Below are 22,580 nucleotides of genomic sequence, written 5' to 3' on the forward strand. Positions count from 1 at the left end.
TCCTACGCACCGACCTCACCGGCGACCCCACCTTCACCCAACTGCTCCACCGCGTCCGCGAGTCCGGCCTCGGCGCCTTCGCCCACCAGGACATCCCCTTCGAACGCCTCGTCGAAGAACTCGCCCCCACCCGCTCGATGGCCCGCCACCCGCTCTTCCAGGTCATGCTCACCCTCCAGAACAACACCCAGGCGGTGCTGGAGCTGCCCGGCCTGCAGGCCGACCTCGTGCCCTCCGGTCAGCTGGCAGCCCGCTTCGACCTGGCTTTCACCCTCGGCGAGTCCTTCGACTCCGACGGTGCGCCGGCCGGCCTGCGTGGCACGGTCACGTTCGCCGCCGACCTGTTCGACACCACGACGGCCGAGCAGCTCGCCGAGCGCCTGCTGCGGGTGCTGCACGCGGTGCTGGCCGAGCCGCAGCGACCGGTCACGCACGTCGAGGTCCTGGACGGCGCCGAGCGGCACCGCATCCTGACCGAGTGGAACGACACCGCCCACCACGTCCCGGCGACCACCCTGCCCGCACTCTTCGAGGCGCAGGTGGCTCGCACGCCCGACGCGGTGGCCGTCGTCCACGACAACACCACCCTCAGCTACGTCGAGCTGAACACCCGCGCCAACCGCCTGGCCCACCTGCTCACCGAGCACGGAGTCGGCCCCGAGTCCCTGGTCGCCGTCCTCCTGGAGCGTTCCGCCGACCTGGTGGTCGCCCTGCTCGCCGTCCTCAAGGCCGGCGGCGCCTACGTGCCCGTCGACCCCGACTACCCGGCCGACCGGATCGCCTACCTCCTCCACGACTCCCAGCCGCAGGTGCTGCTCACCACCAGCTCCTGCGCGGACCGCGCCGAGACGCCGACGCACACTCAACTGCTGCTGATCGACGAGACCTCGACCTCCGGCTACAGCGGCCAGAACCTCACCACCGCCACCACCCCGCAGCACCCCGCCTACGTCATCTACACCTCCGGCTCCACCGGCCGCCCCAAGGGCGTCGTCCTCCCCCACGCCGGGCTCGTCAACTACCTCACCCGCGCCGCGAAGGCCTACCCCGAGCTCAGCGGCAGCACCCTGCTGCACGCCTCCATCTCCTTCGACGCCGGCGTCACCGCCCTCTACGGCGCACTCACCACCGGCGGCCAAGTACGCGTCGCCCCGCTCGACGAACACCTGCCCCAGGCCCTCACCGGACAGCCGCTGACCTTCCTCAAAACGACACCCAGCGGCCTGGCCTACCTCGACGCCCTCACCGACGCCCACGTCCCCACCGGCCGACTCATGGTCGGCGGCGAAGCCGCACAACCCGCACAACTCGCACAGTGGCGACGACGCCACCCCCACGTCGCCATCGTCAATCACTACGGACCCACCGAGGCCACCGTCGGCTGCACCGACTACCCCCTCGGCACCGACCAAGAACCCACCAACACCGTCCCCATCGGCAAACCGATGTGGAACACCCGCGCCTACGTCCTGGACAGCACGCTGCAACCGGTGCCGGTGGGTACGGCCGGCGAGCTCTACATCGCCGGCACCCAGCTCGCCCGCGGCTACCTCCACCGCCCCGCCCTCACCGCCGAACGCTTCATCGCCGACCCCCACGGCCAGGCCGGCACCCGCATGTACCGCACCGGCGACCTCGCCCGCTGGCGCACCAACGGCAACCTCGAATACCTCGGCCGCACCGACGACCAGATCAAACTCCGCGGCTACCGCATCGAACTCGCCGAAATCGAAGCCGCGTTGACCTCCCAAGAGGGGGTCGCTCAGGCAACCGTCCTGTTGCGTGAGGACTCACCCGGGGACAAGCGCCTGGTCGCCTACATCGTCCCCACCGACGACCTCGACCCCGCAGCCCTACGCGCCCACCTCGCCACCACGCTCCCCGACTACATGATCCCCGCCACGATCATCACCCTCGACGCACTCCCCCTCACCGTCAACGGCAAACTCGACCGCCACGCCCTCCCCGCACCCGACCTCACCACCACCACCGCCTACCGCGCACCTTCCACACCCCACGAGCAGACACTCTGCGACACCTTCGCCGACGTCCTCGCAGTCCCCCGAGTCGGCCTGGAGGACGACTTCTTCGAACTCGGCGGCCACTCCCTCCTCGCCGTCACCCTCGTCGAACGCCTGCGCAACCACGACATCCACATCAACGTCCGCACCCTCTTCACCTCACCCACCGTCGCCGGCCTGACCACCGCCGCCACCACCACCACAGCCGGTCAAGTAGTGGTACCGCCCAACCTCATCCCCGCCGACACCCACACGATCACCCCCGACATGCTCCCCCTGGCGAAGCTGACCACCGACGAACTCGACCGCATCGTCTCCACCTTCCCCGGCGGCGCGCCCAACATCTCCGACATCTACCCCCTCGCCCCCCTCCAGGAAGGCATCTTCTTCCACCACCTCCTGGCCACGGACGACCAGGACCCGTATGTTCTGCCGACCGCCCTGACCTTCGACTCACGCGAGCGCCTCGACACCTTCCTCGCCGCCCTCCAGCACGTGATCAACCGCCACGACATCCTGCGCACCGCCGTCCTCTGGCAAGGCCTCGCCGAACCCGTCCAGGTCGTCGCCCGCCACGCCGCCCTCCCCGTCCAGCAACACCAGCTCCACAACACCCAGGACCCCGCAGCCGAACTCGCCGCCGCCTGCCCGGCCTCGATGGACCTGACCCAGGCACCCCTCCTGCGCGCCCACATCGCCGCCGAACCCACCACCGGTCCAGCAGGCGAACGCTGGCTCCTCCAGCTCCAGCGCCACCACCTGGTCACCGACCACACCGCGCTGGACGTCCTGCTGGCCGAGATCCGGGCGATCCTGGCCGGCGAACAGGACCGGCTCCCCACCCCCCTGCCGTTCCGCGACTTCGTCGCCCAGGCACTCCTCGGCGTCTCCCGCGAGGAGCATGAGCGCTTCTTCGCCGACCTGCTCGGCGACGTCACCGAACCCACCGCCCCCTTCGGCCTGCTGGACGTCCGCGGCGACGGCACGCGCATCACCGAAGCCGCCCTCGCACTCGACCCCGACCTCGCCGCCCGGCTCCGCGAGCGCGCCCGCGCGCTGGGCATCAGTCCGGCCACGCTCTTCCACGTCGCCTGGGCCCGCGTCGTCGCCGCCACCTCCCAGCACGACGACGTCGTCTTCGGCACCCTGCTCTTCGGCCGGATGAACGCCGGCGCCGGCGCCGACCGCGTGCCGGGGCTGTTCCTCAACACCCTCCCCGTGCGCCTGAACACCACACTCAGCGTGCGCGACGCCGTCCTCACCATGCGCGGTCGCCTCGCCGACCTCCTCGTCCACGAGCACGCCCCCCTCGCGCTCGCCCAGCAGGCCAGCGGCGTCACCGCCCCGGCGCCGCTCTTCACCGCGCTGCTCAACTACCGCCACGGCCACACCGGCGAGGCAGTCGGACAGGGCGAGCAGGCCGAGTGGGACGAGCCGCAGGGGATCGAGGTCCGGCACGGTCGCGACCGCACCAACTACCCGCTCACCATGGCGATCGACGACCTCGGCGCCGACTTCAGGCTCTCGGTCCACGCGGTCGCGCCACTTGACCCCGAGCTCGTCTGCGCCCTGGCGCACACCGCCCTCCAGGGGCTGGTCACCGCCCTGGAGAGCGCACCCGACACCCCGCTGCAGCAGATCGACGTCCTGGACCCCGAGTTGCGGCGCCGGATGCTGCTCGAGTGGAACGACACCGCGCACGAGGTCCCCGCGACCACACTGCCGGCGCTCTTCGAGGCGCAGGTCGCCCGCACGCCCGACGCGGTGGCCGTGGTGTTCGAGGACATCGAGCTGAGCTACACCGAGCTGAACGCCCGCGCCAACCGCCTGGCCCGCCTGCTCGCAGAGCGCGGGGTGGGACCGGAGTCGGTGGTGCCGGTGCTGATGGAGCGCTCGGTCGAGCTGGTGGTGGCGCTCCTCGCGGTGGTGAAGGCCGGTGGCGCGTATCTGCCCGTGGACCCGGACTACCCGCCGCAGCGCATCGCCTACGTACTCGGCGAGGTGGACGCGTCGGTGGTGGTGACGCCGGAGCTGATGGCCGAGGCCGAGGCCGCACGCCACGACACAGACGATCTCGGGGACCGCGGATTGCGTTCCGAGCACCCGGCCTATGTGATCTTCACCTCGGGATCGACGGGTCGGCCCAAGGGTGTCGTGGTTCCGCACGCGGGAATCGTGAACCGGCTGGCGTGCATGCAGGGCATCTACGGCCTGACGGCCTCGGACCGGCTGCTGCAGAAGACACCGTTCGGCTTCGACGTCTCGGTCTGGGAGGTCTTCTGGCCGCTGTCGCAGGGTGCGACGCTGGTGGTGGCGCGTCCCGGCGGCCACCGCGATCCGGGGTATCTGGCCGAGCTGATCGGGCGCGAGCGGGTGACGGTCGCGCACTTCGTCCCGTCGATGCTTCATGCGTTCCTGAGCGAGCCGACGGCTACGGCTACGGCTACGGCTACGGCGGGTACGGGGTTGCGCACGTTGATGTGCGGCGGCGAGGTGATGTCGGCGGAGCTGCGGGACCGCTTCACGCACGCGCTGCCAAGCGTGTCGCTGCACAATTTCTACGGGCCGACGGAGACCTCGGTGGAGGCCACCGAGTGGGCCTGCGCCGGCGAGACCGGCGGCGGGTCCGTGCCGATCGGCCGCCCGTCCTGGAACACCCGCGTCTACGTCCTCGACGCCGGCCTGCGGCCGGTGCCACCCGGCTCCACGGGCGAACTGTACGTCTCCGGCGTTCAGTTGGCGCGCGGCTACCTGAACCGCCCCGACCTGACGGCGGAGCGCTTCGTGGCAGATCCGTTCGGGGCCCCGGGCTCCCGGCTGTACCGCACCGGCGACCTGGCGCGCTGGCGTGCGGACGGCAGCCTGGAGTACGCGGGCCGCACCGACCACCAGGTGAAGATCCGCGGCTACCGGATCGAGGTCGGCGAGGTCGAGGCGGTGTTGAGCGCCCACCCGGCGGTGGCGCAGGCCGCCGTCGTGGTCCGCGAGGACGTTCCCGGGGACAAGAGGCTGGTCGGCTACGCCGTCCCCGCGGGCGACCTGGACCCGGCGGCGGTCCGCGCCCATCTCGCGGCGAGGCTGCCCGACTTCATGGTGCCGGCGGCGCTCGTCGTGCTGGACGCGCTGCCGCTGCTGGTGAACGGGAAGCTGGACCGACGGGCGCTGCCCGCACCGGATTTCGTCGCGGGCACGCTCTACCGCGCGCCCGCCACGCTGCGCGAGGAGGCACTCTGCGAGGTGTTCGCGCAGGTCCTCGGGGTGCCGAAGGTGGGTCTTGACGACGACTTCTTCCAGCTCGGCGGCCACTCGCTGCTCGCGGTCTCGCTGGTGGAACGGCTGCGCACCCGGGGCGTCCAGATCAACGTACGCGCTCTCTTCACCTCCCCCACCGTCGCCGGCCTGGCCGCAGCCTCCGCGGTCGGCGAGGTGCTGGTGCCGCCGAACCTGATCCCCGCCGACGCCCAGGCGATCACCCCCGACCTGCTCCCGCTGGTGGAGCTGACGGCCGAGGAGATCGACCGGATCGTCTCGGTCTTCCCGGGTGGTGCGGCGAACATCGCCGACATCTACCCGCTCGCCCCCCTCCAGGAGGGCATCTTCTTCCACCACCTGATGAACGCCACCGGCGATGACGTCTACGTACTGCCGACCGTGCTGACCTTCGACTCGCGGCAGCGCCTCGACGCCTTCCTCGGTGCGCTGCAGCACGTGGTCGACCGGCACGACGTCCTGCGCACCGCCGTGCTCTGGCAGGGCCTGCCCGAGCCCGTCCAGGTGGTCGCCCGCCGAGCTGTACTACCGGTGGAACTCGTCGAGTTGGACGGCGACGGCAGCGATCCGGTGGCCCAACTCTCCGCCGCCTGCCCCGCGTCCATGGACCTGGGACGGGCGCCGCTGCTGCGGGCCCACATCGCGGCGGAGCCGGGCAGCGGACACAGCGCGGCGGAGCCTGGTAGCGGGCGCTGGCTGATGCTGCTCACCCGCCACCACCTGACGACGGACCACACCGCCATGGAGGTCCTGCTGGAGGAGATCCAGGCCGTGCTGGACGGCAGGCAGGACCAGTTGCCGGCGCCAAAGCCTTTCCGCGACTTCGTCGCTCAGACCCGGCTCCGGGTCTCCCGTGAGGAGCATGAGCGCTTCTTCGCCGACCTGCTCGGCGACGTCACCGAACCCACCGCGCCCTTCGGCCTGTTGGACGTGCACGGGGACGCCGGCGCGGTGGCGCAGGCCAAGCTGCGCGTGGAGGCGGAGCTGGCGGAGCGGGTGCGGGAGCAGGCGCGCCGCCAGGGCGTGAGTGCGGCCGCCGTCTTCCACGTGGCCTGGGCCCGCGTGGTCGCGGCGACCTCGCACCGCGACGACGTGGTGTTCGGCACGGTCCTGTTCGGCCGCATGAGCGGTGGCAGCGGCGCCGACCGGGCGCCGGGGCTGTTCATCAACACCCTGCCGGTACGGGTGCCGACCGCCGGTGTGACGGTGGCGCAGGCGCTGCTCGCGATGCGCGGGCAGCTCGCGCACCTGCTGGTGCACGAGCACGCTCCGCTGTCGCTCGTCCAGAAAGCAAGTGGCATCGCCGGGTCGGCACCGCTGTTCACCGCGCTGCTCAACTACCGGCACAGCCACGAGGCCGCGGAGGCCGCTCCCGACGCGGAGCCGCCGGGCATCGAGGTCCTGCACAGCCGGGAGCGCACCAACTACCCGCTCACCGTGTCGATTGACGACCTCGGTTCCGGGTTCGTCCTCACCGCGCAGGCGCTGGCCCCGATCGACGCCGAACGGGTCTGCACGCTGCTGCACACGGCACTCGCCGGGCTGGTCGGGGCGTTGGAGAGTGCGCCGCAGACGACCCTGGGATCGGTCCAGGTGCTCGACGAGGTGGAGCGGCGGCGGATCCTGACCGAGTGGAACGACACCGCGGTCGCGCCGGTCACGGGCACGCTGCCCGAGCTGTTCGCCGCGCAGGTCGGGCGGACACCGGAGGCGGTGGCGCTCGTCTGCGGCGAATCCGCCATGACCTACGCGCAGTTGGACGCACGCGCCAACGGCCTCGCCCGACGCCTGATCGCCGAAGGCACCGTCGCCGAGAGCGCGGTCGCCGTCCTGATGGAACGCTCCGCCGACCTGGTCATCGCCCTCCTCGCGATCATCAAGGCCGGCGGCTGCTACATCCCCCTCGACACGCGCTACCCCCTCGCCCATCGCCAGGCCATCGTCACCGAGACCGGCGCCAAACTCATCCTCACCGACACCACCACACAGACCGAAGCCACAGAACTGGGCCTCACCACCCTCACCGTCGGCCACGACGAACACGCCGACACCCCCGACATCCCCTGCCACGCAGCCCAGTTGGCGTACGTGATGTACACCTCCGGCTCCACCGGCCGCCCCAAGGGCGTCGCCGTCACCCACCACGACATCACCGCCCTCGCCACCGACCGCCGATTCACCGGCCCAGCCATGGACCGCGTCCTCCTGCACTCCCCGCACTCCTTCGACGCCAGCACCCTCGAACTCTGGACACCCCTCCTCACCGGCCGCCAACTCGTCATCGCCCCCGCCGGCGACATCACCCCCACCACACTGCGCCACCTCATCACCGAGCACCACGTCACCGCCCTCTGGCTCACCGCCGGCCTCTTCGCCCTGATCACGGAGGAAGATCCCGGCTGCCTCCGCGCAGTGCGCGAGGTGTGGACCGGCGGTGACACCGTCTCCCCCACCGCCGTCGCCCGCCTCCACGCCACCTGCCCCGACCTCACCATCGTCAACGGCTACGGACCCACCGAAACCACCACCTTCGCCACCACCCACACCGCCACCACCCGACCCGGCCCCCTCCCCATCGGCCGCCCCCTCGACAACATGCACGCCTACATCCTCGACACGAGCCTGCGCCCGGTCCCCGTGGGCAGCATCGGCGAGCTCTACCTCACCGGAGCAGGCCTCGCCCGCGGCTACTACGACCGCCCGGCCCTCACCGCCGAACGCTTCACCGCCTGCCCCTTCGACGCACCCGGAACCCGGATGTACCGCACCGGCGACCTCGCCCGCTGGAACCACCACGGCGAGATCGAGTACGCCGGCCGCGCCGACCAGCAGGTCAAACTCCGCGGCTTCCGCATCGAACTCACCGAGATCGAAGCCGCGTTGACCACCCACCCCAGCGTCGCCCAAGCCGCCGCCATCGTCCGCGAGGACACCCCCGGCGACAAGAGCCTCATCGCCTACCTCGTCCCCACAGGCGCGCTCGACACCGCAGCCCTGCGCACCCACCTCACCGCCACCCTGCCCGCCTACATGATCCCCAGCGCGATCATCACGCTGGACGCCCTCCCCCTCACCGTCAACGGCAAGCTCGACCGCCGCGCGCTCCCCGCACCCGAACTCACCACCACGACCACCACCGGCCGCGACGCCCAGACCCCGCAGCAGGAGGTGCTGGCCACGCTGTTCGCCGAAGTCCTCGCCCTCCCCCGGGTCGGCATCGACGACGACTTCTTCGACCTCGGCGGCCACTCCCTCCTCGCCACCCGCCTGCTCAGCCGCATCCGCACCACCCTGGGCGAGGAGCTGGCCCTGCGGGACCTCTTCGAGGCGCCCACCGTGGCCGGCCTCGCGCAGCGGCTCGGGGCAGGCGCCGAGCTCGGCGACAAGTTCGCCGAGCTGATGCCGCTGCGCCGCGAGGGTGCGCTGGCGCCGCTGTTCTGCGTCCATGCCGGGTACGGCGTCGGCCTGGGCTACAGCCGCCTGCTGCCCTACCTGCCCGACCGTCCGCTCTACGCCCTCCAGGCGCGCAGCCTCACCCGGACCGAGGAACTGCCCGACACCGTCGAGCAGATGGCCGCCGACTACGTGACCCTCATCCGCGAGGTCCAACCGTCGGGCCCGTACCACCTGTTGGGTCACTCCTTCGGCGGCCTGGTGGTCCACGCCATCGCCAGCCACCTGCAGGGCCTCGGCGAGGAGGTGGCCGTGCTCGCCATCCTGGACGCCTACCCGTACGCGACCTACACCGTGAAGGGCACGGAACGGGACGAACAGGAGACGCTGGCGGTCTTCCTGGAGATGTTCCAGGTCGAACGCCCGAGCCCGCAGGGTACGCCGCTCACCCGGGAGCAGGTGCTGCAGAGCCTGGTGGACGGGTCGTTCTCGTCCTTCTCCGCCGAGGATCTCGCCGCCATGGGCGGGGCCTGGGAGCGCCACGTCACGATGATGCGGGACTTCGAACCCGCTCACTTCCGCGGCGACGTGCTCTTCTTCACCGCCACCCGGCAGCGCGGCGAGGGCACCCCGCCGGCCAGCGCCTGGGCCCCGCACGTCGAGGGCCGCATCATCGACCGCCACCTCGACGCCACCCACCACGGCCTGATGGATCCGGGGCCCCTCGCGGAGATCGCCCAGGCGATCACCGCCTTCACAAAGGGCGAGAGCTGACCGAAGGACGCAGCTTCCGGGGCGGGCAGGCGGGCGGGCGGGCGGGCAGGCGGGCAGGCGGGCCGCCCACCCGCCTACGGCCTGCGCGCCAGCACCAGCCGGCACCGCGGGCTGCCGTCCTCGCGCCACCCCAGGAGCTCCAGCGGCTCGGTCGTCACGGTGAAGCCGGCCGCCGCCAGGTCCGTGCGCAGCGCCTGCAACGGGGCGGTACGGTAGTACATGACGAAAGGGGGCCGCCACAGCGCGTTCCGTACCCGCATCGCCGCGTCGAACCCGGCCAGCACCCAGTACCAGGGCGAGGTGATCGGCGGGGGCGCGCCGACCGGAACGGCGAAGAGCCCGCCGGGCCGCAGCGCGCGGTACACCCCGGCGAAGAGCGCGGGCCGCTCGGCGGGCAGGAAGTGGCCGAGGGCTCCGAAGCTGACCGCGAGGTCGAAGGCCTCCGCGAAGGGCAGCGCCCGCGCGTCGGCGCGGACCCACTCCGCGCCCGGGTACGCCCGGCCGGCCTCCGCGAGCATGCCGGCGCTGGAGTCGACGCCCGTCGACCGGCCCTGGCACACCGTCTCCAGGACCCGCAGGCCGGCGCCGGTCCCGCAGCACACGTCCAGTCCCCGGCCGAACGGCCCGAGCGGGCGCAGCGCGTGGGCGGTCGCGTCGAGGATGCGGTCGGGCGTGCGAAAGGGCGTGTGGTCGAACCGGGGAGCGAGCAGGTCGTAGCCGTGCTCGACCGAGGACAGCGCCTGGACGATCAGGTCTCGCAGTGAGGGGCCTTCTGGAGAGAACACCGGCCCAGCGTAAGGCTAGGCGAGGAGTCGGGCGGTGGAGCGGTAGCGGTGTTCGGGCCGCCCGGTGGTGCCGTAGCGCAGCTCAAGGCTCACGAGGCCCTCGCGCACCAGGTAGGAGAGGTAGCGCTGGGCGGTGGCCCGGGAGACGCCGGTCCGGGTCGCGACCTGGCTGGCCGACAGGTCACCCGGCTCCGCGCGGACCGCGGCCAGCACCACCGAGAGGGTCGGCGCCGAGTGGCCCTTGGCCGGGACGGCGGGCAGCGCGGCGGGGCGCACCGCGCTGAAGAGGGCGTCCACCTCGGCCTGGCCGTTCTCGGCGGCCGGGTCGAGGGCGGCCATCCGGGTCCGCAACTCGCGGTAGCCGTCCAGCCGTTCGGCGAGCGCGGTGAAGCCGAACGGCTTGACCAGGTAGCCGGTGGCGCCGAGTTGCATGGCGGCGCGGACCGAGGCGACGTCGCGGGCCGCCGTGATCACCAGGGCGTCGGGCCGGCTGCCCTCCGGGTCGGCGGTCAGGGTGCGCAGCACGTCGAGGCCGCTGCCGTCGGGCAGATAGACGTCCAGCAGCAGCAGGTCGGGGCGCAGCGACCGGACGGCCTCGACGGAGCCGGCCACGGTGGCCTGCTGTCCGACCACTTCGAAGCCGGGCACCCGGCCCACGTAGGCGCAGTGGATGGCGTTGACCCGGAAGTCGTCGTCGATCACCAGGGTTCTGATCACAACGCGCCCTCCAGGATGGCGGTTTCGGGGCTTGCGGGCTCAGGCCTCACGGGTACGGCGCTCGCAGGTTCGGGGATGAGCGGCGGCACCGTGAAGAGGGCGCCGAGAGGTGCGGGTTCGTGGTCGGGCAGCGGGAGTCGGACGGTGAAGACCGCCCCCGGGCCCTCGCTCACGGTGATGATTCCGCCGTGGCGCTGGACCAGCCGGTGCACCAGGGCCAGGCCCAGGCCGCGGCGGGCGGTGCCGCGGTCGGGGCTGGTGGACCAGCCGTCCTCGAAGATCCGCTCGGCCGAGCCCGGCGGGATGCCCGGGCCGGTGTCCTGGACCCGCACGGTGATCGCCTCGGGGCTCTCGACCAGCGCGAGCCGCACCTCGCACCGGCCGTGTCCCCGGGCCGCCTCGACGGCGTTGTCCAGCAGGTTGCCGGTGATGGTGAGCAGCCGGCGCAGGTGGCCGGGCTGCTCACCGAGCCGGGACTCATCGGTGAGCTCGATCCGCACTCCCCGCTCGGCTGCCACCGTGGTCTTGGCCACGATCAGCCCCACCATCAGGGGGTTGCCGATCCGGTCGCGGACCTCTGCGGCCATCGGCGGGTCGGTCCGGCCGAGTTCGACCGCGTAGTCCAGGGCGGCCTGGTGCTCGCCGAGTTCCAGCAGGCCGGCCAGCGTGTGCAGGCGGTTGGCGAACTCGTGCTGCTGGGCGCGGAGCGCGTCGGTGAGGCCGCGGACCGAGTCCAACTCCCTGAGCAGGCCGACTAGTTCGGTGCGGTCGCGGACCGTGACGACGGCGCCCAGCGCGCGGCCGTGCAGCGCGACCGGCATCCGGTTGACGGCCAGGCAGTGGCTGTCGGTGAGGACGGTGAGGTCGGCGCCCTCCAGGGTGCCGTCCAGGGCCCGTCGCAGCCGGCCGTCCGGGAGCAGCTCCTCGAGGCGGGAGCCGAGCGCGGTGCCGAACCCGAGCAGGCAGCGGGCCTCGTCGTTGACCACGGTGATCCGGTCCTGCGGGTCGAAGGCCAGGACGCCCTCCCGGATGCCGTGCAGCATCGCCTCGCGGTCCTGGAGCAGGCCGGCTATCTCCTCCAGTTCCAGTCCGAAGGTGGAGCGCTTGAGCCGGCGGGCCAGGACGTAGGAGGCGACGGAGCCGACCGCCAGCGCGATCGCGGCGTACAGGCCGAAGCTGGAGAGCTCGTGGCGAAGCTGTCCGAGGACGTCGCGCTCGTTGATCCCCACGGACACCTCACCGGCCAGCGTGCCCGTCGGCCCGTACAGCGGCGCCTTGGCGTTGGCCGAGCGGCCGGTCGCGCCGTTGTCCATCCCGGTGTACGACCGGCCGTCCAGCACGGCGATCGGCTCGTTCACCGCCTTGCCGATCAGGTCGGGGTGCGGGTGGGAGTGCCGGATCCCGTGGAGGTCGATGACCACGACGTAGGCCGCGCCGGAGGCGGTCTCGATCCGGTTGGCCACCCGCTGCACGACGTCCCCGCCCCCGCCGTCCGCCATGGCCTGGCTGATCTGCGGATCGGCGGCCGCGGTCCTGGCGATGGCGAGCGCCCGCTGCTCGTACTCGCGGTCCAGCTGAGCCCGCTGCGCGTAGGCCAGCAGCACGAAGCCGATCGCGCTGGTGATGGCCAGGATGACCAGCTGGCTGACCAGGATCCGCGCCGAGAGCTTCCGGCCCTGCCCGCTCGATCGGGCCATCGGGCCCACCTCCGTACCGCTCCGGCTCCCCGATGCCCGCCTGCATGTCCCGGCGATTGTGCCTGGTGGCGGCCGGTTTGCCCACCCCTGCGGCGGTGCGCAGAACGAGCAGAACCCGCAGCAACGCGATGAAGCCGCGCAATGCTCGCAAGACTGCCGCCGGCCAGCCGCCCTGTCCTACGGTCCGGACACCACGCAACACCCCCGAAACAAACGGGGGGTTGCGCAGGAAGCAGTAAGCAACAAGCAACAAGCAACAAGCAACAAGCAGCAGGCAGCAAGCAGGCAGACCCGGCGCCCGGCACCGGACTGCCTCGGTCCCAGACGAGGAGACGGATTCGATGGCTGTGCGAGACGACGTCGCGACGAGCCCGGCCACCGGCCGCAGCGGTCGGGCAGACGCCCGGATCGAGATATCCGGGGTGACCAAGAGGTTCCTGTCCCCCAGCGGCGAGGCCTTCACCGCGCTGAGCGAGGTGACCTTCGACGTCGAGCCGGGCCAGTTCTGCGCGGTGGTCGGGCCGACCGGCTGCGGGAAGTCGACGACGCTGGGCCTGGTGTCCGGCCTGGACCGGCCGAGCGAGGGCACGGTCCGGGTCGGCGGCCGCGAGGTGGACGGCATCACCGACGGCATCAGCTTCATGTTCCAGGCCGACGCGCTGCTGCCCTGGAAGACCGTGCTCGGCAACGTGGCGATGGGCCCGATGTTCCGCGGCGTCGGAAAGAAGCAGGCCCACACCTCGGCACGGGACTGGCTGCGCCGGGTCGGCCTGGCCGGCTTCGAGGACCACCACCCCCACCAGCTCTCCGGCGGCATGCGCAAGCGGGTGGCGATGGCCGCCGCGCTGATCAACGAACCGTCGATCCTGCTGATGGACGAGCCGTTCGGGGCGCTCGACGTCCAGACCAAGGCGATCATGTCGAACGAGCTGATCGGCCTCTGGGAGCAGCTGCGGCCCTCGGTCCTCTTCATCACCCACGACCTGGAGGAGGCCGTCGCCCTCGCCGACCGCGTGGTCGTCATGACCTCCGGTCCCGGCTCGGTGAAGGCCGTCTACGACATCGACCTGCCGCGCCCGCGCGGCTCGGTGCAGGACATCCGCTTCATGCCCCGCTTCCTCGAGCTCCACCACCAGATCTGGGCGTCGCTTCGCGAAGAGGTGGAGCGCGCCTACGCACGCACGACGGGAGAGAAGTCATGAGCAGTGCCTCCACGGCACCTGCCGACAAGGTCGCGGCCAAGGCCCCGGCCGCGGAACTCGCCGCCACCGGCGCGGGGGTCCGCGCGGTCCGGCGGCGCAGGCTGCTGGTGCTGGCGGCCCGGCTCGCGGTGGCCGTGCTGGTCGTCGGCGGCTGGCAGCTGGTCACCACGCTGGGGTGGCTCGACCCCTTCTTCTTCGGGCAGCCCAGCGGGATCGCCGGGCGGTTGGTCGACTACTTCTCGCAGGGGGACCAGGCCACCGAGTTCGGCTCGTACTGGGTCCAGATCGAGACCACCCTGCGGGAGGCGCTGTTCGGCTTCGTGCTCGGCTCGGTCACGGGAATCGTGCTGGGTGTCGCGCTGGGCCAGAACCGGTTCCTCGCCGACGTGTTCGGGCCGTACATCAAGGTCGTGAACGCCATTCCGCGCATCGTGCTCGGGTCGATCTTCGTGGTGGCCTTCGGCATCGGTCAGACGCCCAAGGTGCTGCTCGCCGCGGTGCTGGTGTTCTTCGTGGTCTTCTTCAACGCGTTCCAGGGCGTGCGGGAGGTGGATCGCAACATCCTCGCCAACGCGAGGGTGCTCGGCGCGTCGCCGCTGCAGGTCGTGCGCCACGTGGTTGTGCCCTCCGCCCTCACCTGGATCATCGCCAGCCTGCACACCGCCTTCGGATTCGCCATCGTCGGCGCGCTCGTCGGCGAGGTGCTGGGCGCCCAGAGCGGTCTGGGGCTGGTCATCAAGACCGCCCAGAACAGCTTCGACCCCAACGGGGTGTTCGCCACGATGTTCGTGATCGCGATCATCGCGCTGACCGCCGAGTGGCTCATCACCAAGCTGGAGCGGCGGCTGCTCTCCTGGCGCCCGCCGGCGCCGTCCGAGGCCGCGGCCCTCTGACGCCCCCACCCCCACTGCCAGACCACCCGAACTCCCCCACCACGAACGGGACGTGACCCCCATGTTCAAGCGGACTCTCACCAGCTCACTGGCCGGCGCCCTCACCCTCTGTGCCGCACTCACCGCCTGCTCCGGCTCGACGGGCGCCTCCAGCGCCAGCGCCGGCGTGCCGACGGTCAGACTGATGGTCGGCGGCATCGACAAGCAGATCTACCTGCCGTACAAGCTCGCCGACCAGCTCGGCTTCTACAAGAAGTACGGCGTCAACGTCGTGCTCAGCACCGAGACCGACGGCGGCGTCGGCGCCGAGGACGCGATGGCCTCGGGCCAGGTCGACATGGCCGGCGCGTGGTACGTCCACACCATCGACTTCCAGGTGAAGGGCAAGGCGGTGGAGGACATCGTCAACCTCTCCGGGGCACCGGGCGAGCGCGAGATGTGCGCCACCAACAGCGGCGTCCACTCGGCCGCCGACTGGGCCGGCAAGACCCTCGGCGTCACCGACCTCGGCTCGGGCACCGACACCCTCACCCAGTTCCTGGCCGGGCAGAACAACCTCAAGACCAGCCAGTACACCCGGATCGGCGTCGGCGCCGGAGCCACCGCGGTCGCCGCCCTGCAGAATGGCAAGACCGCCTGCGTCATGACCACCCAGCCGACGGTGGTCGCCATGGAGAAGAAGAAGATCGGCTACTCGGCGGTCGACCTGGCCACCACCGCCGGCGCCCAGCAGGCAATGGGCGGCACCTGGCCCTCGGCGGGCGTGCTCGCCACGAGCGCCTGGGTGAGCTCCCACAAGGACGCCGCACAGAAGGTGGTCGACGCGCTGGTCGCCACGATGCACTGGATCGACACGCACTCCGCCGCCGACATCGCGGGCGCTCTGCCGCCCTCCTACGTCTCGAACGGCACGGTGTCCAAGGACGACTACATCGCCGCGCTCACCGAGGACAAGGGCCAGTTCCTGCCGGACGGCATCATGCCGGCCGGTGGCCCCAAGACCGTCCTGGCGACCGAGAAGCTGGTCGGCGTGAAGACCGACTCCGTCAACCTGGGTCCGACCTTCACCAATGACTTCGCCATCGCGGCCAACAAGTCCGAGGGCTTCACCACCACGACGACCCCGGCCGACGCGAACGGCTGACACCCGCTGTACCGCCTCCCGCCCGGTCCGCCTCGTTGCGGCCGGGCGACGGGGCTGTGTCACCGCGTCGCGGGCAATCAGGGAGATTCAGGCTCGGCTGCGTGCCGGATCGCGTCCAGCACGATGTGCGCGACGTGCTCGTCCGTGAGCGAGTACTCGATCTCGCGGGATCTTCGGTGGGCCGTGACGATCCGCGAGGTCCGCAGGACTCTCAGGTGCTGCGAGACCAGGGGCTGACTCACGCCGAGGGCTTCGACGAGCTCGTAGACCCGCCTGCGGCCGCCGGCCAGTTCGCGCACGATGCCCAGGCGTACCGGCGCGGCCAGGGCGCGCAGCAGATCGCTGGCGGCCTGGAGATCGGCGTGCGGCTCGTCCTGCTGACCGCTGGGGGCTGGGTGCATCGCCATATGCATACCTTAATACCTGGTAATGGATATCATCCCCTCCACGGCCGAGCGCTCTTGGCGGGAACGCCGAGGGCGGGCCGGCCCCGAAGAGCCGACCCGCCCGACGTTCCCGCGATCGTCAGTGATCGTCAGTGGTCGTCCCAGTGCCCCTCGTGGCTCGCATGGCGGTGCCCGTCGTGGATGTAGTCGACATGGCCCTCGTGCGGCACGGCCACGTGACCGCACTGCGCCCCGTGCTGGTGGCCCTCGTGACCCTCGTGCACCGTGTGCTCGGCAACCGCGCACTCGTCCGCGTGGCCGTCGTGCACCCGGTGGATGTGGCTGTCGTGCGCGTAGTCGACGTGGTCGCCGTGCGGGATGGCGACGTGACCACAGCCTTCGCCGTGCGTGTGCGGGTGGTCGGTGTGCGTCTCGTGCTGCGTAGCGGAGGACATCTGAGGAACGCTCCTTCTGGTCTCTGGTGCCATGCCGGCCGCGGCACGCGTGCCTCCGGGATGGCTGCTGCGGAACATCTACAGGTCAGCATATAGCGATGTATGCATGTGTTGCACTCACCGCACCCACTGAAGCTCACGATGTCCTGAATTCATCGTCCTGAATTCAACGCGGCCCGCACCACGTCAGCGCACCGCCACCAGGACGCAGCTGTCCCCGCACCGCCACACCGTGCCGACCTCGCGGAACCCCGCCTCGCGCAGCAGCTCCTCGTGCCCGCGCACCGACAGGCCGTTGCCGTCACCGCTCGCCGGGGCCGGCCGCAGCTCGCGGGCCGCCATCAGGTCGGCGAACTCGGGGACCTCGCGCGCGTCGGCCCACCAGCTCGCCCAGTCCTCGCCGCTGCCCGAGCCCTGGCGCCGCTCGCGGGAGCGGCCGACGGCCGCGGCGAGGCCGGCGAGCGCCGGGTCCGCGGGCGCCAGGTGGTCCCCGTTGACCAGCACCCCGCCCGGGCGCAGCACGGCCGCCAGCTCACGGTAGATCGCGCGCAGCCGATCCGGCTCCGGGTAGTGCAGGGCCGTGGTGGAGACGGCGGCGTCCAGCGGCCCATCCAGGTCCAGCGCCGCGAGCCAGCCCTCCTCGCCGATCAGCGCCTCGACATAGCGGGCGGCGTCCGGCGCGTGGGTGCGGCCGAGTTCCAGGAGCAGCGGGTCGACGTCGACCGCGAGGATCCGCGCGTGCGGCAGGCGGGCGGACAGCCGCATCGAGAGCGAGCCGGGCCCGCTGCCGAGGTCGACCAGGAGCGGCTCCGGGTGGCCCACGGTCACCGACTCGACCACATCGGCGATCACCGTGAAGCGCTCCTCGCGGTCCACCGCGTACCGCTCCTGCTGGCGCTCCCAACGGCGCACCCAGGCCTCGGCCAACGCCATGCTGACACCCATCGCTACTCCTCGGCTCGCCGGGCCCGGCTCTCTCGGCTCCTATCGTAGCTCTAGATGGAAACGAAAACCGTTTCGAATGATGGGTCAGGGGCCCGCCCCGGCCTGTGTCCTGCCTGTGTCCTGCCACCGGAGGCGGCGTCAGCTCCTCCGCAGCACGTCGAGCAGGCGGTCGATCTCCTCCGGCGTGTTGTAGGCGTGCAGGCTCACCCGGACCGTGCCTTCCCGCGCGGCGGCTCCGGCCTGGCAGAGGCTGTCGGCGCGGACCAGGAGACCGTGGTCGGCCAGCACGAACCCCAGGTCGTCGGACCGGATCCCGTGGTGCCGGAAGCTCACGATCCCGTGCCGCTGCTGGACCAGCGAGTGCGCGGCCAGGCTCAGTTGGCAGCCGAGCACCTCATAGCGGTCCAGGTGGCGCAGCCCTTCGGTGAGGCAGGCGGCCAGCGCGACCGTCCAGCGTTCGATCTGCTGCACACCGGCCTCGTCCAGCCAGTCCAGGGCCGCCACCAGGCTGACGATGCCGCTGGTGTTCGGGGTGCCGGCCCAGCCGCCGGGCTCGAACCTCGGCCCTCGGGCGTTGCGCGCCCAGACGGCGCCGATGCCCGGCAGGGCCATCGCCTTGTGGCCGGAGAAGACCACGAAGTCGACGTCGAGCCGGCCGACGTCCACCGGCAGGTGGCCGACGGCCTGCGCGGCGTCCAGGCAGACCGGGACCCGGGGTCCGACCGCCTCGCGGATCCGGTGGACGTTCATGTCGCCGCCGTAGACGTGGTGGACGTGCGTGGCGGCGACGAACGCGGTCCGCTCGGTGACCAGCTCGGCGAGGGCCGCCGGATCGTAGTCGTGCGAGGACGCCTGGTACGGCAGCTCGCGCACGGTGATCCGCGTGCCGCGGGCCGCGAGCAGGCGCTGCGCCTCCAACCAGGGGTGCAGATTGGCCTGGTGGTCGGCGAACGGCACGATGATCTCGTCCCCGTCGCTCAGCTGCTCGGCCAGCCAGTCCCTGGCCACCGTGCGCAGGCCCTCGCTCGTACCGCCGGTGAAGTGCACCGCCGAGCTGTCCGGAGCACTGTCGCCGAGGAAGCGGGCGACCCGCCTGCGGGCCTGTTCCACCAGCGCGGTGGTGCGGTTGGCCCACGGGTAACTGCCGCGCCCGGCATTGGCGTTGGCGGTGGTCAGGTAGTTCCGTGCGGCGTCGAGCACGGCCCGCGGCTTCTGCGCGGTCGCCGCACTGTCCAGGTAGGCCAGCTCGGGGTGGTCCACGACGATCGGGAACTGCTCACGCAACGCGCGCTGCCAGTCCCGCAGTTCGTCGATCGTCTCGTTCGCGTTGCTCGTCTCGTTCGCCTTGTTCGCCTCGCCCATCAGTCCCGCACCAGCGGAGCGCCCGCGTCGCGCCAGCCGACCACGCCACCCGCCAGGCTGCGCGCGTCGCGGTGTCCCATCCGGGTCAGCAGAGCCGCGTAGGCGAGCGACTTCTCGCCCACCGGGCAGGCCAGCAGCACGGGTTGGGTCCGGCTGAACGGGAGCCCGCCGTGCAGGAGTTCGTCGAACAGCTCGTCCACGATGTTGATCGAGCCCTCGATGTGCAGCGCGGCGTAGGCGAACGGGCCGCGCAGGTCGACCACCAGCGGGCGCTCGGCGGCGATCCACTTGCGCGCCGCCTCCACGTCGACCGCCCGGGCGGCGGCGAGGTCGGCGGCGGTCAGCGTGGCGACGGAGTTGGGGCGCGGCGGCTGGTTGAACAGCTCCGGGCGGCGCCGGCGGATATAGCTCAGATAGCTCTCCACCCGGTCGCAGACGATGAAGACGGCGGTCCGGCGCCCGGTCAACTCGGCGTCCAGAGAGCGCAGATGGCGCACCGCGCCGTAGTACGCGGCGCCGCCGGTCGGGCCGGCCAGCAGGCCGCAGCGGCGGATCAGGGTGAGCATGCCGTCGATCGCCTCGTCGGAGGTCACCGACTCGATCGCGTCATAGGTGGCCGGGTCGAAGAGGCCGACCTCGTGCACCTCGTCGATGGTGCGGATGCCCGGGATGAAGTCGGACTTGTGGGCGACCAGCCCGAGCACCTCGACCCCGGGATCGCCGGCCCGCAGTGCGGCGGCCACGCCGGTGGACGAACCGGCCGTGCCGACGCAGGCGATGAAGTGGTCGGGGGCCCGCCCGTCCAGGTCGCGCAGGATCTCCGGACCGGTACCGGTCAGGTGCGCCTGCGTGTTGAGCGCGCTGTAGTACTGGTCGGTGTGTAGGTAGCCGCCGTCCGCCTCGGAGAGCATCCGGTGCACCCGGGTGAGCGGATCGTCGGGGTCGGTCGGGTCCAGGCACTCGGCCTGGCCCGGCAGTTCCTCGATCTCGGCACCGAGCAGCAGGAGCAGCTCCTTGACCTCCGGCACCTTCATCCGGTTGGTCACGCTCCTGAAGGGCAGCCCGTGCATCCCGGCGATCAGCGCGAGCGCCTTGGCCGTGTTGCCGCTGGACAGTTCGACGATGGTGTCCCCGCGCTCGACGGCGGCGGGCAGCGCCTGGCGGGTCATCTGCCACGCGGCGCGGTCCTTCACCGAGCCGAACGGGTTGAGCATCTCCAACTTGGCGTACAGGTCGATGTTCCGCAGGCCGTGTACCTGCTCATCGATCCGCACCAGCGGAGTGTCGCCGATCGCCTCGGTGATGCTGTCGTATCTCACCTTGTCTCCCCCAGGGCGTGGACGGGCCAGTACTGGTCGTCAAGCCGCCACCGCCAGGATCCGCTCTCCCGGTAGAGGGCGGCGGTGCGGGCGATGGGCTGGCGCATCGCCCGGTTCGCGGTGAAGTCCATGCAGTAGCCGGCGGTGTTGGCGAAGGCCAGCAGGTCGCCGGCGCGCGGCAGTTCGGGGAGGAAGACCTGGCGCCGGGTGATCAGGTCGCTCTCCAGGCAGAGGTTTCCGACCAGGTAGACACCGACCGCGCCCCCTGCCCCGGTCGGCGCCGGGGCGTGCGCCGGGGCCTGACGCGGGACGAGCAGCGGATCCATCAGCACGCCGTGCTGTTCGAGACCGACATCGGCGGCGTTCAAGTCCAGCCGGACCAGCGGCTCACCGGCCGGGGTGCGGCGGACCTCGACGACCTTCGCCAGCACCGCGCCGCACTGGTCGACCAGCGCACGGCCGGGCTCGATGTGCAGGTCGTAGAGGTTCTCCAGCAGCAAGGTGGCGAGCGGGCGGCCGAGCGAGGGCGCGTCGAGCGACAGCAGCTCGTCGAGATAGCCGTCGGCGGCGACCGCCCGGTGGGCCGGGTAGAGGCTCAGCGCGCCGCGCAGCCGGCCCGACTCCGCGCGCAGCCCGTAGCCGTGCCGCTGCCAGGTCAGTGCGGGCCGCCGACCGAGCACGGACTCGCTCAGCTCGGTCGTGTAGCGCTCCCACTGGGCTTGGCTGGCCAGGTAGTTGACGCCGAAGCCGCCGCCGATGTCCACGGCTGCGGGGCGCAGGCCGCGCCGCCGGCACTCGTCCAGCACGCGGACGCAGGCCTCCAGCGCGACCGCCTTCTCCGGCAGGCCGACGGTGTCGAGGTGGTAGGCGGCGCCGGTCAGCTCGATGGCGTCCTGATGCCGCTCGACCGCGTCGAGCAGCGCGGCCGACTCGGCGAGGTCGGTGCCGAAGCGGCTGGGCCGGCTGAGCACCGCCGTGCCCGGTGAGCGAAAACCCGACAGGCGCAGCAGGACCGGCACCCGGGGCAGCCCCTGCTTGCGGACCAGCGCGGACAGTTGCTCCAGCTCGGCCTGGGAGTCGAGGTTGACGGTGGCGCCGACCCGGGCGGCCAGCCAGAGGAACTCCGGGTTCTTGGGGCCGGTCGCCATGATCCGGGGGCCGGTGAACCCGGCGCCGAGCGCGTGCTGCAGCTCGGCTGCCGAGGCGACGTCGATGCCCGCGTCGGTCGCGGCGAGTTGGCGGACCAGTGCGCTGGAGCGGTTCGCCTTGTGCGCGAAGTAGATCTCTCCCGAGAGGTGGTGGCGTCGGTGGACCGCGCGGAACCGCGCGACGTTCTCGGCCAGTTGCTCGGGGAGCACGACGTTGAGCGGGGAACCCAGCGCGTCCACCAGCGTGTGCAGCAGGCCGGTGGAGTCCAGGGCCGATCGGAGCAGCGGCTCCAGGCGCGGTTCCAGGTACAGCGGTTCGTCAGGTAACGGCGGCTGTTGCATGGCGACGTGACTCCCCTGCCCCTCCCACCGGAACGACGTGCTCCGGGCGCGCGCGTGCCGGCGGGGCGGGAACGCGTCCACGCCCCGCACCACCGCGTCCGCAACGGTAGCCGCTCCGCCCGCTCGAAGACAGGCCGCGTGTCAACAGCCGTCGGGCCCGGGCGCCCGGCCCGGGAGTTCAGCTGCCGGCCTGCGCCGCCGCGCAGCCCGTACAGATTCCGGCCAGCTCCACGGTGTGCTGGACGTCCGCGAAGCCGGAGGTCTGTGCGATCGTGTCGACCCAGCTCTCGACCGGGCCGGCGTCCACCGGGACGCTGATCCCGCACCGGCGGCACAGCAGGTAGTGGCGGTGGTCGGCATCGGGGCGGTAGCGGAAGAGGCGCTCGCCGTTGGAGTCGCGGACCACGTCTGCCCGGCCGCCTGCGGCGAGCGCGGTGAGCGTGCGGTAGACGGTGCTCAGACCCACCCGCGAGCCGGCCACCAGCATCCCGGCGTGCAGTAACTGGGCACTGATGAACTCCTGGTAGCCGGCCAGTGCTTGGAGGACTTCGGTGCGCTGGGGTGTCGGTCGCCAGAGCATCTCGGCCGCGTCCGGTGGCGGCGGCGGCGGTGGGCCGGTGGCGCGGTCGACCGCGGTGGTGGCCGCGTTGACCGCCCGGCGATCAGCTGTCGCCGCGAGCGCGGAGGCGTGGGTGTCGTGCACGGTGTTCCCCCGTTGCGAGTTGGC

The 22,580-nt window shown here is 71.8% G+C and carries 14 protein-coding genes (1 of these 14 running past the window's edge); 4 read left to right on the top strand and 10 right to left on the bottom strand.

The window, feature by feature from the left end:
• Positions 1-9,458, top strand: the 3' portion of a protein-coding gene (locus tag P3T34_RS03880; RefSeq protein ID WP_280664550.1) for a non-ribosomal peptide synthetase. It extends 4,015 nt beyond the left edge of the window; the window shows 9,458 of its 13,473 coding nt (coding positions 4,016-13,473); the start codon falls outside the window, past its left edge; it ends in the stop codon at positions 9,456-9,458.
• A gap of 74 nt (positions 9,459-9,532) precedes the next feature.
• Here the strand turns inward: P3T34_RS03880 and P3T34_RS03885 are convergent, their stop codons facing one another.
• From P3T34_RS03885 to P3T34_RS03895, 3 genes are read right to left on the bottom strand one after another with little or no spacing between them, the layout of a single operon-like run.
• Positions 9,533-10,243, bottom strand: a complete 711-nt coding sequence (locus P3T34_RS03885) for a class I SAM-dependent methyltransferase (protein WP_280664551.1) — start codon at positions 10,241-10,243, stop codon at positions 9,533-9,535.
• Between the two features lie 15 nt (positions 10,244-10,258).
• Positions 10,259-10,960 carry a response regulator gene (locus tag P3T34_RS03890; protein WP_280664552.1) on the bottom strand — a complete coding sequence of 234 codons (702 nt, stop codon included), beginning with the start codon at positions 10,958-10,960 and terminating at the stop codon, positions 10,259-10,261.
• On the bottom strand, positions 10,957-12,657 hold the full coding sequence (locus P3T34_RS03895) for a sensor histidine kinase (RefSeq protein WP_280664553.1): 1,701 nt from the start codon (positions 12,655-12,657) through the stop codon (positions 10,957-10,959). Before P3T34_RS03895 ends, P3T34_RS03890 begins: the two co-directional genes overlap by 4 nt.
• Before the next feature lie 341 nt (positions 12,658-12,998).
• Between P3T34_RS03895 and P3T34_RS03900 the strand changes: the two genes are divergently transcribed.
• From P3T34_RS03900 to P3T34_RS03910, 3 genes are all read left to right on the top strand, one after another.
• Entirely contained in the window at positions 12,999-13,859 is an 861-nt protein-coding gene (locus tag P3T34_RS03900) for an ABC transporter ATP-binding protein (RefSeq protein ID WP_280664554.1), read from the top strand.
• The gene (locus P3T34_RS03905) at positions 13,856-14,752 is read left to right on the top strand and encodes an ABC transporter permease (protein WP_280664555.1); all 897 of its coding nucleotides are present in this window, start codon (positions 13,856-13,858) and stop codon (positions 14,750-14,752) included. Before P3T34_RS03900 ends, P3T34_RS03905 begins: the two co-directional genes overlap by 4 nt.
• A gap of 61 nt (positions 14,753-14,813) precedes the next feature.
• A complete protein-coding gene (locus tag P3T34_RS03910; RefSeq protein ID WP_280671810.1) occupies positions 14,814-15,896 on the top strand; it encodes an ABC transporter substrate-binding protein in 1,083 nt (360 codons plus the stop codon).
• A 77-nt stretch (positions 15,897-15,973) separates the two neighbouring features.
• On the opposite strand, the gene P3T34_RS03915 is transcribed toward P3T34_RS03910, so the two are convergent.
• From P3T34_RS03915 to P3T34_RS03945, 7 genes are all read right to left on the bottom strand, one after another.
• Positions 15,974-16,303, bottom strand: coding sequence for a metalloregulator ArsR/SmtB family transcription factor (locus P3T34_RS03915; RefSeq protein ID WP_280664556.1), 330 nt, complete (start codon positions 16,301-16,303; stop codon positions 15,974-15,976).
• 128 nt (positions 16,304-16,431) lie between these two features.
• On the bottom strand, positions 16,432-16,737 hold the full coding sequence (locus tag P3T34_RS03920) for a hypothetical protein (protein ID WP_280664557.1): 306 nt from the start codon (positions 16,735-16,737) through the stop codon (positions 16,432-16,434).
• 186 nt (positions 16,738-16,923) lie between these two features.
• On the bottom strand, positions 16,924-17,682 hold the full coding sequence (locus P3T34_RS03925; RefSeq protein WP_280664558.1) for a class I SAM-dependent methyltransferase: 759 nt from the start codon (positions 17,680-17,682) through the stop codon (positions 16,924-16,926).
• 138 nt (positions 17,683-17,820) lie between these two features.
• A complete protein-coding gene (locus P3T34_RS03930) occupies positions 17,821-19,044 on the bottom strand; it encodes an aminotransferase class V-fold PLP-dependent enzyme (RefSeq protein WP_280664559.1) in 1,224 nt (407 codons plus the stop codon).
• Positions 19,044-20,363 carry a pyridoxal-phosphate dependent enzyme gene (locus tag P3T34_RS03935; RefSeq protein ID WP_280664560.1) on the bottom strand — a complete coding sequence of 440 codons (1,320 nt, stop codon included), beginning with the start codon at positions 20,361-20,363 and terminating at the stop codon, positions 19,044-19,046. Before P3T34_RS03935 ends, P3T34_RS03930 begins: the two co-directional genes overlap by 1 nt.
• A complete protein-coding gene (locus tag P3T34_RS03940) occupies positions 20,360-21,853 on the bottom strand; it encodes a Y4yA family PLP-dependent enzyme (protein ID WP_280664561.1) in 1,494 nt (497 codons plus the stop codon). Before P3T34_RS03940 ends, P3T34_RS03935 begins: the two co-directional genes overlap by 4 nt.
• A gap of 178 nt (positions 21,854-22,031) precedes the next feature.
• Positions 22,032-22,556, bottom strand: coding sequence for a Fur family transcriptional regulator (locus P3T34_RS03945; protein WP_280664562.1), 525 nt, complete (start codon positions 22,554-22,556; stop codon positions 22,032-22,034).
• Positions 22,557-22,580: the final 24 nt, after the last annotated feature.

This window comes from Kitasatospora sp. MAP12-44 (assembly GCF_029892095.1).
GTDB lineage: Bacteria > Actinomycetota > Actinomycetes > Streptomycetales > Streptomycetaceae > Kitasatospora.

Bases quoted from the DNA above. Each gene is read 5' to 3' on its own strand.
- P3T34_RS03930 (WP_280664559.1), bottom strand. From the start codon at position 19,044: ATGGGCGAGGCGAACAAGGCGAACGAGACGAGCAACGCGAACGAGACG.
- P3T34_RS03900 (WP_280664554.1), top strand. From the start codon at position 12,999: ATGGCTGTGCGAGACGACGTCGCGACGAGCCCGGCCACCGGCCGCAGC.
- P3T34_RS03925 (WP_280664558.1), bottom strand. From the start codon at position 17,682: ATGGGTGTCAGCATGGCGTTGGCCGAGGCCTGGGTGCGCCGTTGGGAG.
- P3T34_RS03915 (WP_280664556.1), bottom strand. From the start codon at position 16,303: ATGGCGATGCACCCAGCCCCCAGCGGTCAGCAGGACGAGCCGCACGCC.
- P3T34_RS03940 (WP_280664561.1), bottom strand. From the start codon at position 21,853: ATGCAACAGCCGCCGTTACCTGACGAACCGCTGTACCTGGAACCGCGC.
- P3T34_RS03905 (WP_280664555.1), top strand. From the start codon at position 13,856: ATGAGCAGTGCCTCCACGGCACCTGCCGACAAGGTCGCGGCCAAGGCC.
- P3T34_RS03895 (WP_280664553.1), bottom strand. From the start codon at position 12,657: ATGGCCCGATCGAGCGGGCAGGGCCGGAAGCTCTCGGCGCGGATCCTG.
- P3T34_RS03910 (WP_280671810.1), top strand. From the start codon at position 14,814: ATGTTCAAGCGGACTCTCACCAGCTCACTGGCCGGCGCCCTCACCCTC.
- P3T34_RS03920 (WP_280664557.1), bottom strand. From the start codon at position 16,737: ATGTCCTCCGCTACGCAGCACGAGACGCACACCGACCACCCGCACACG.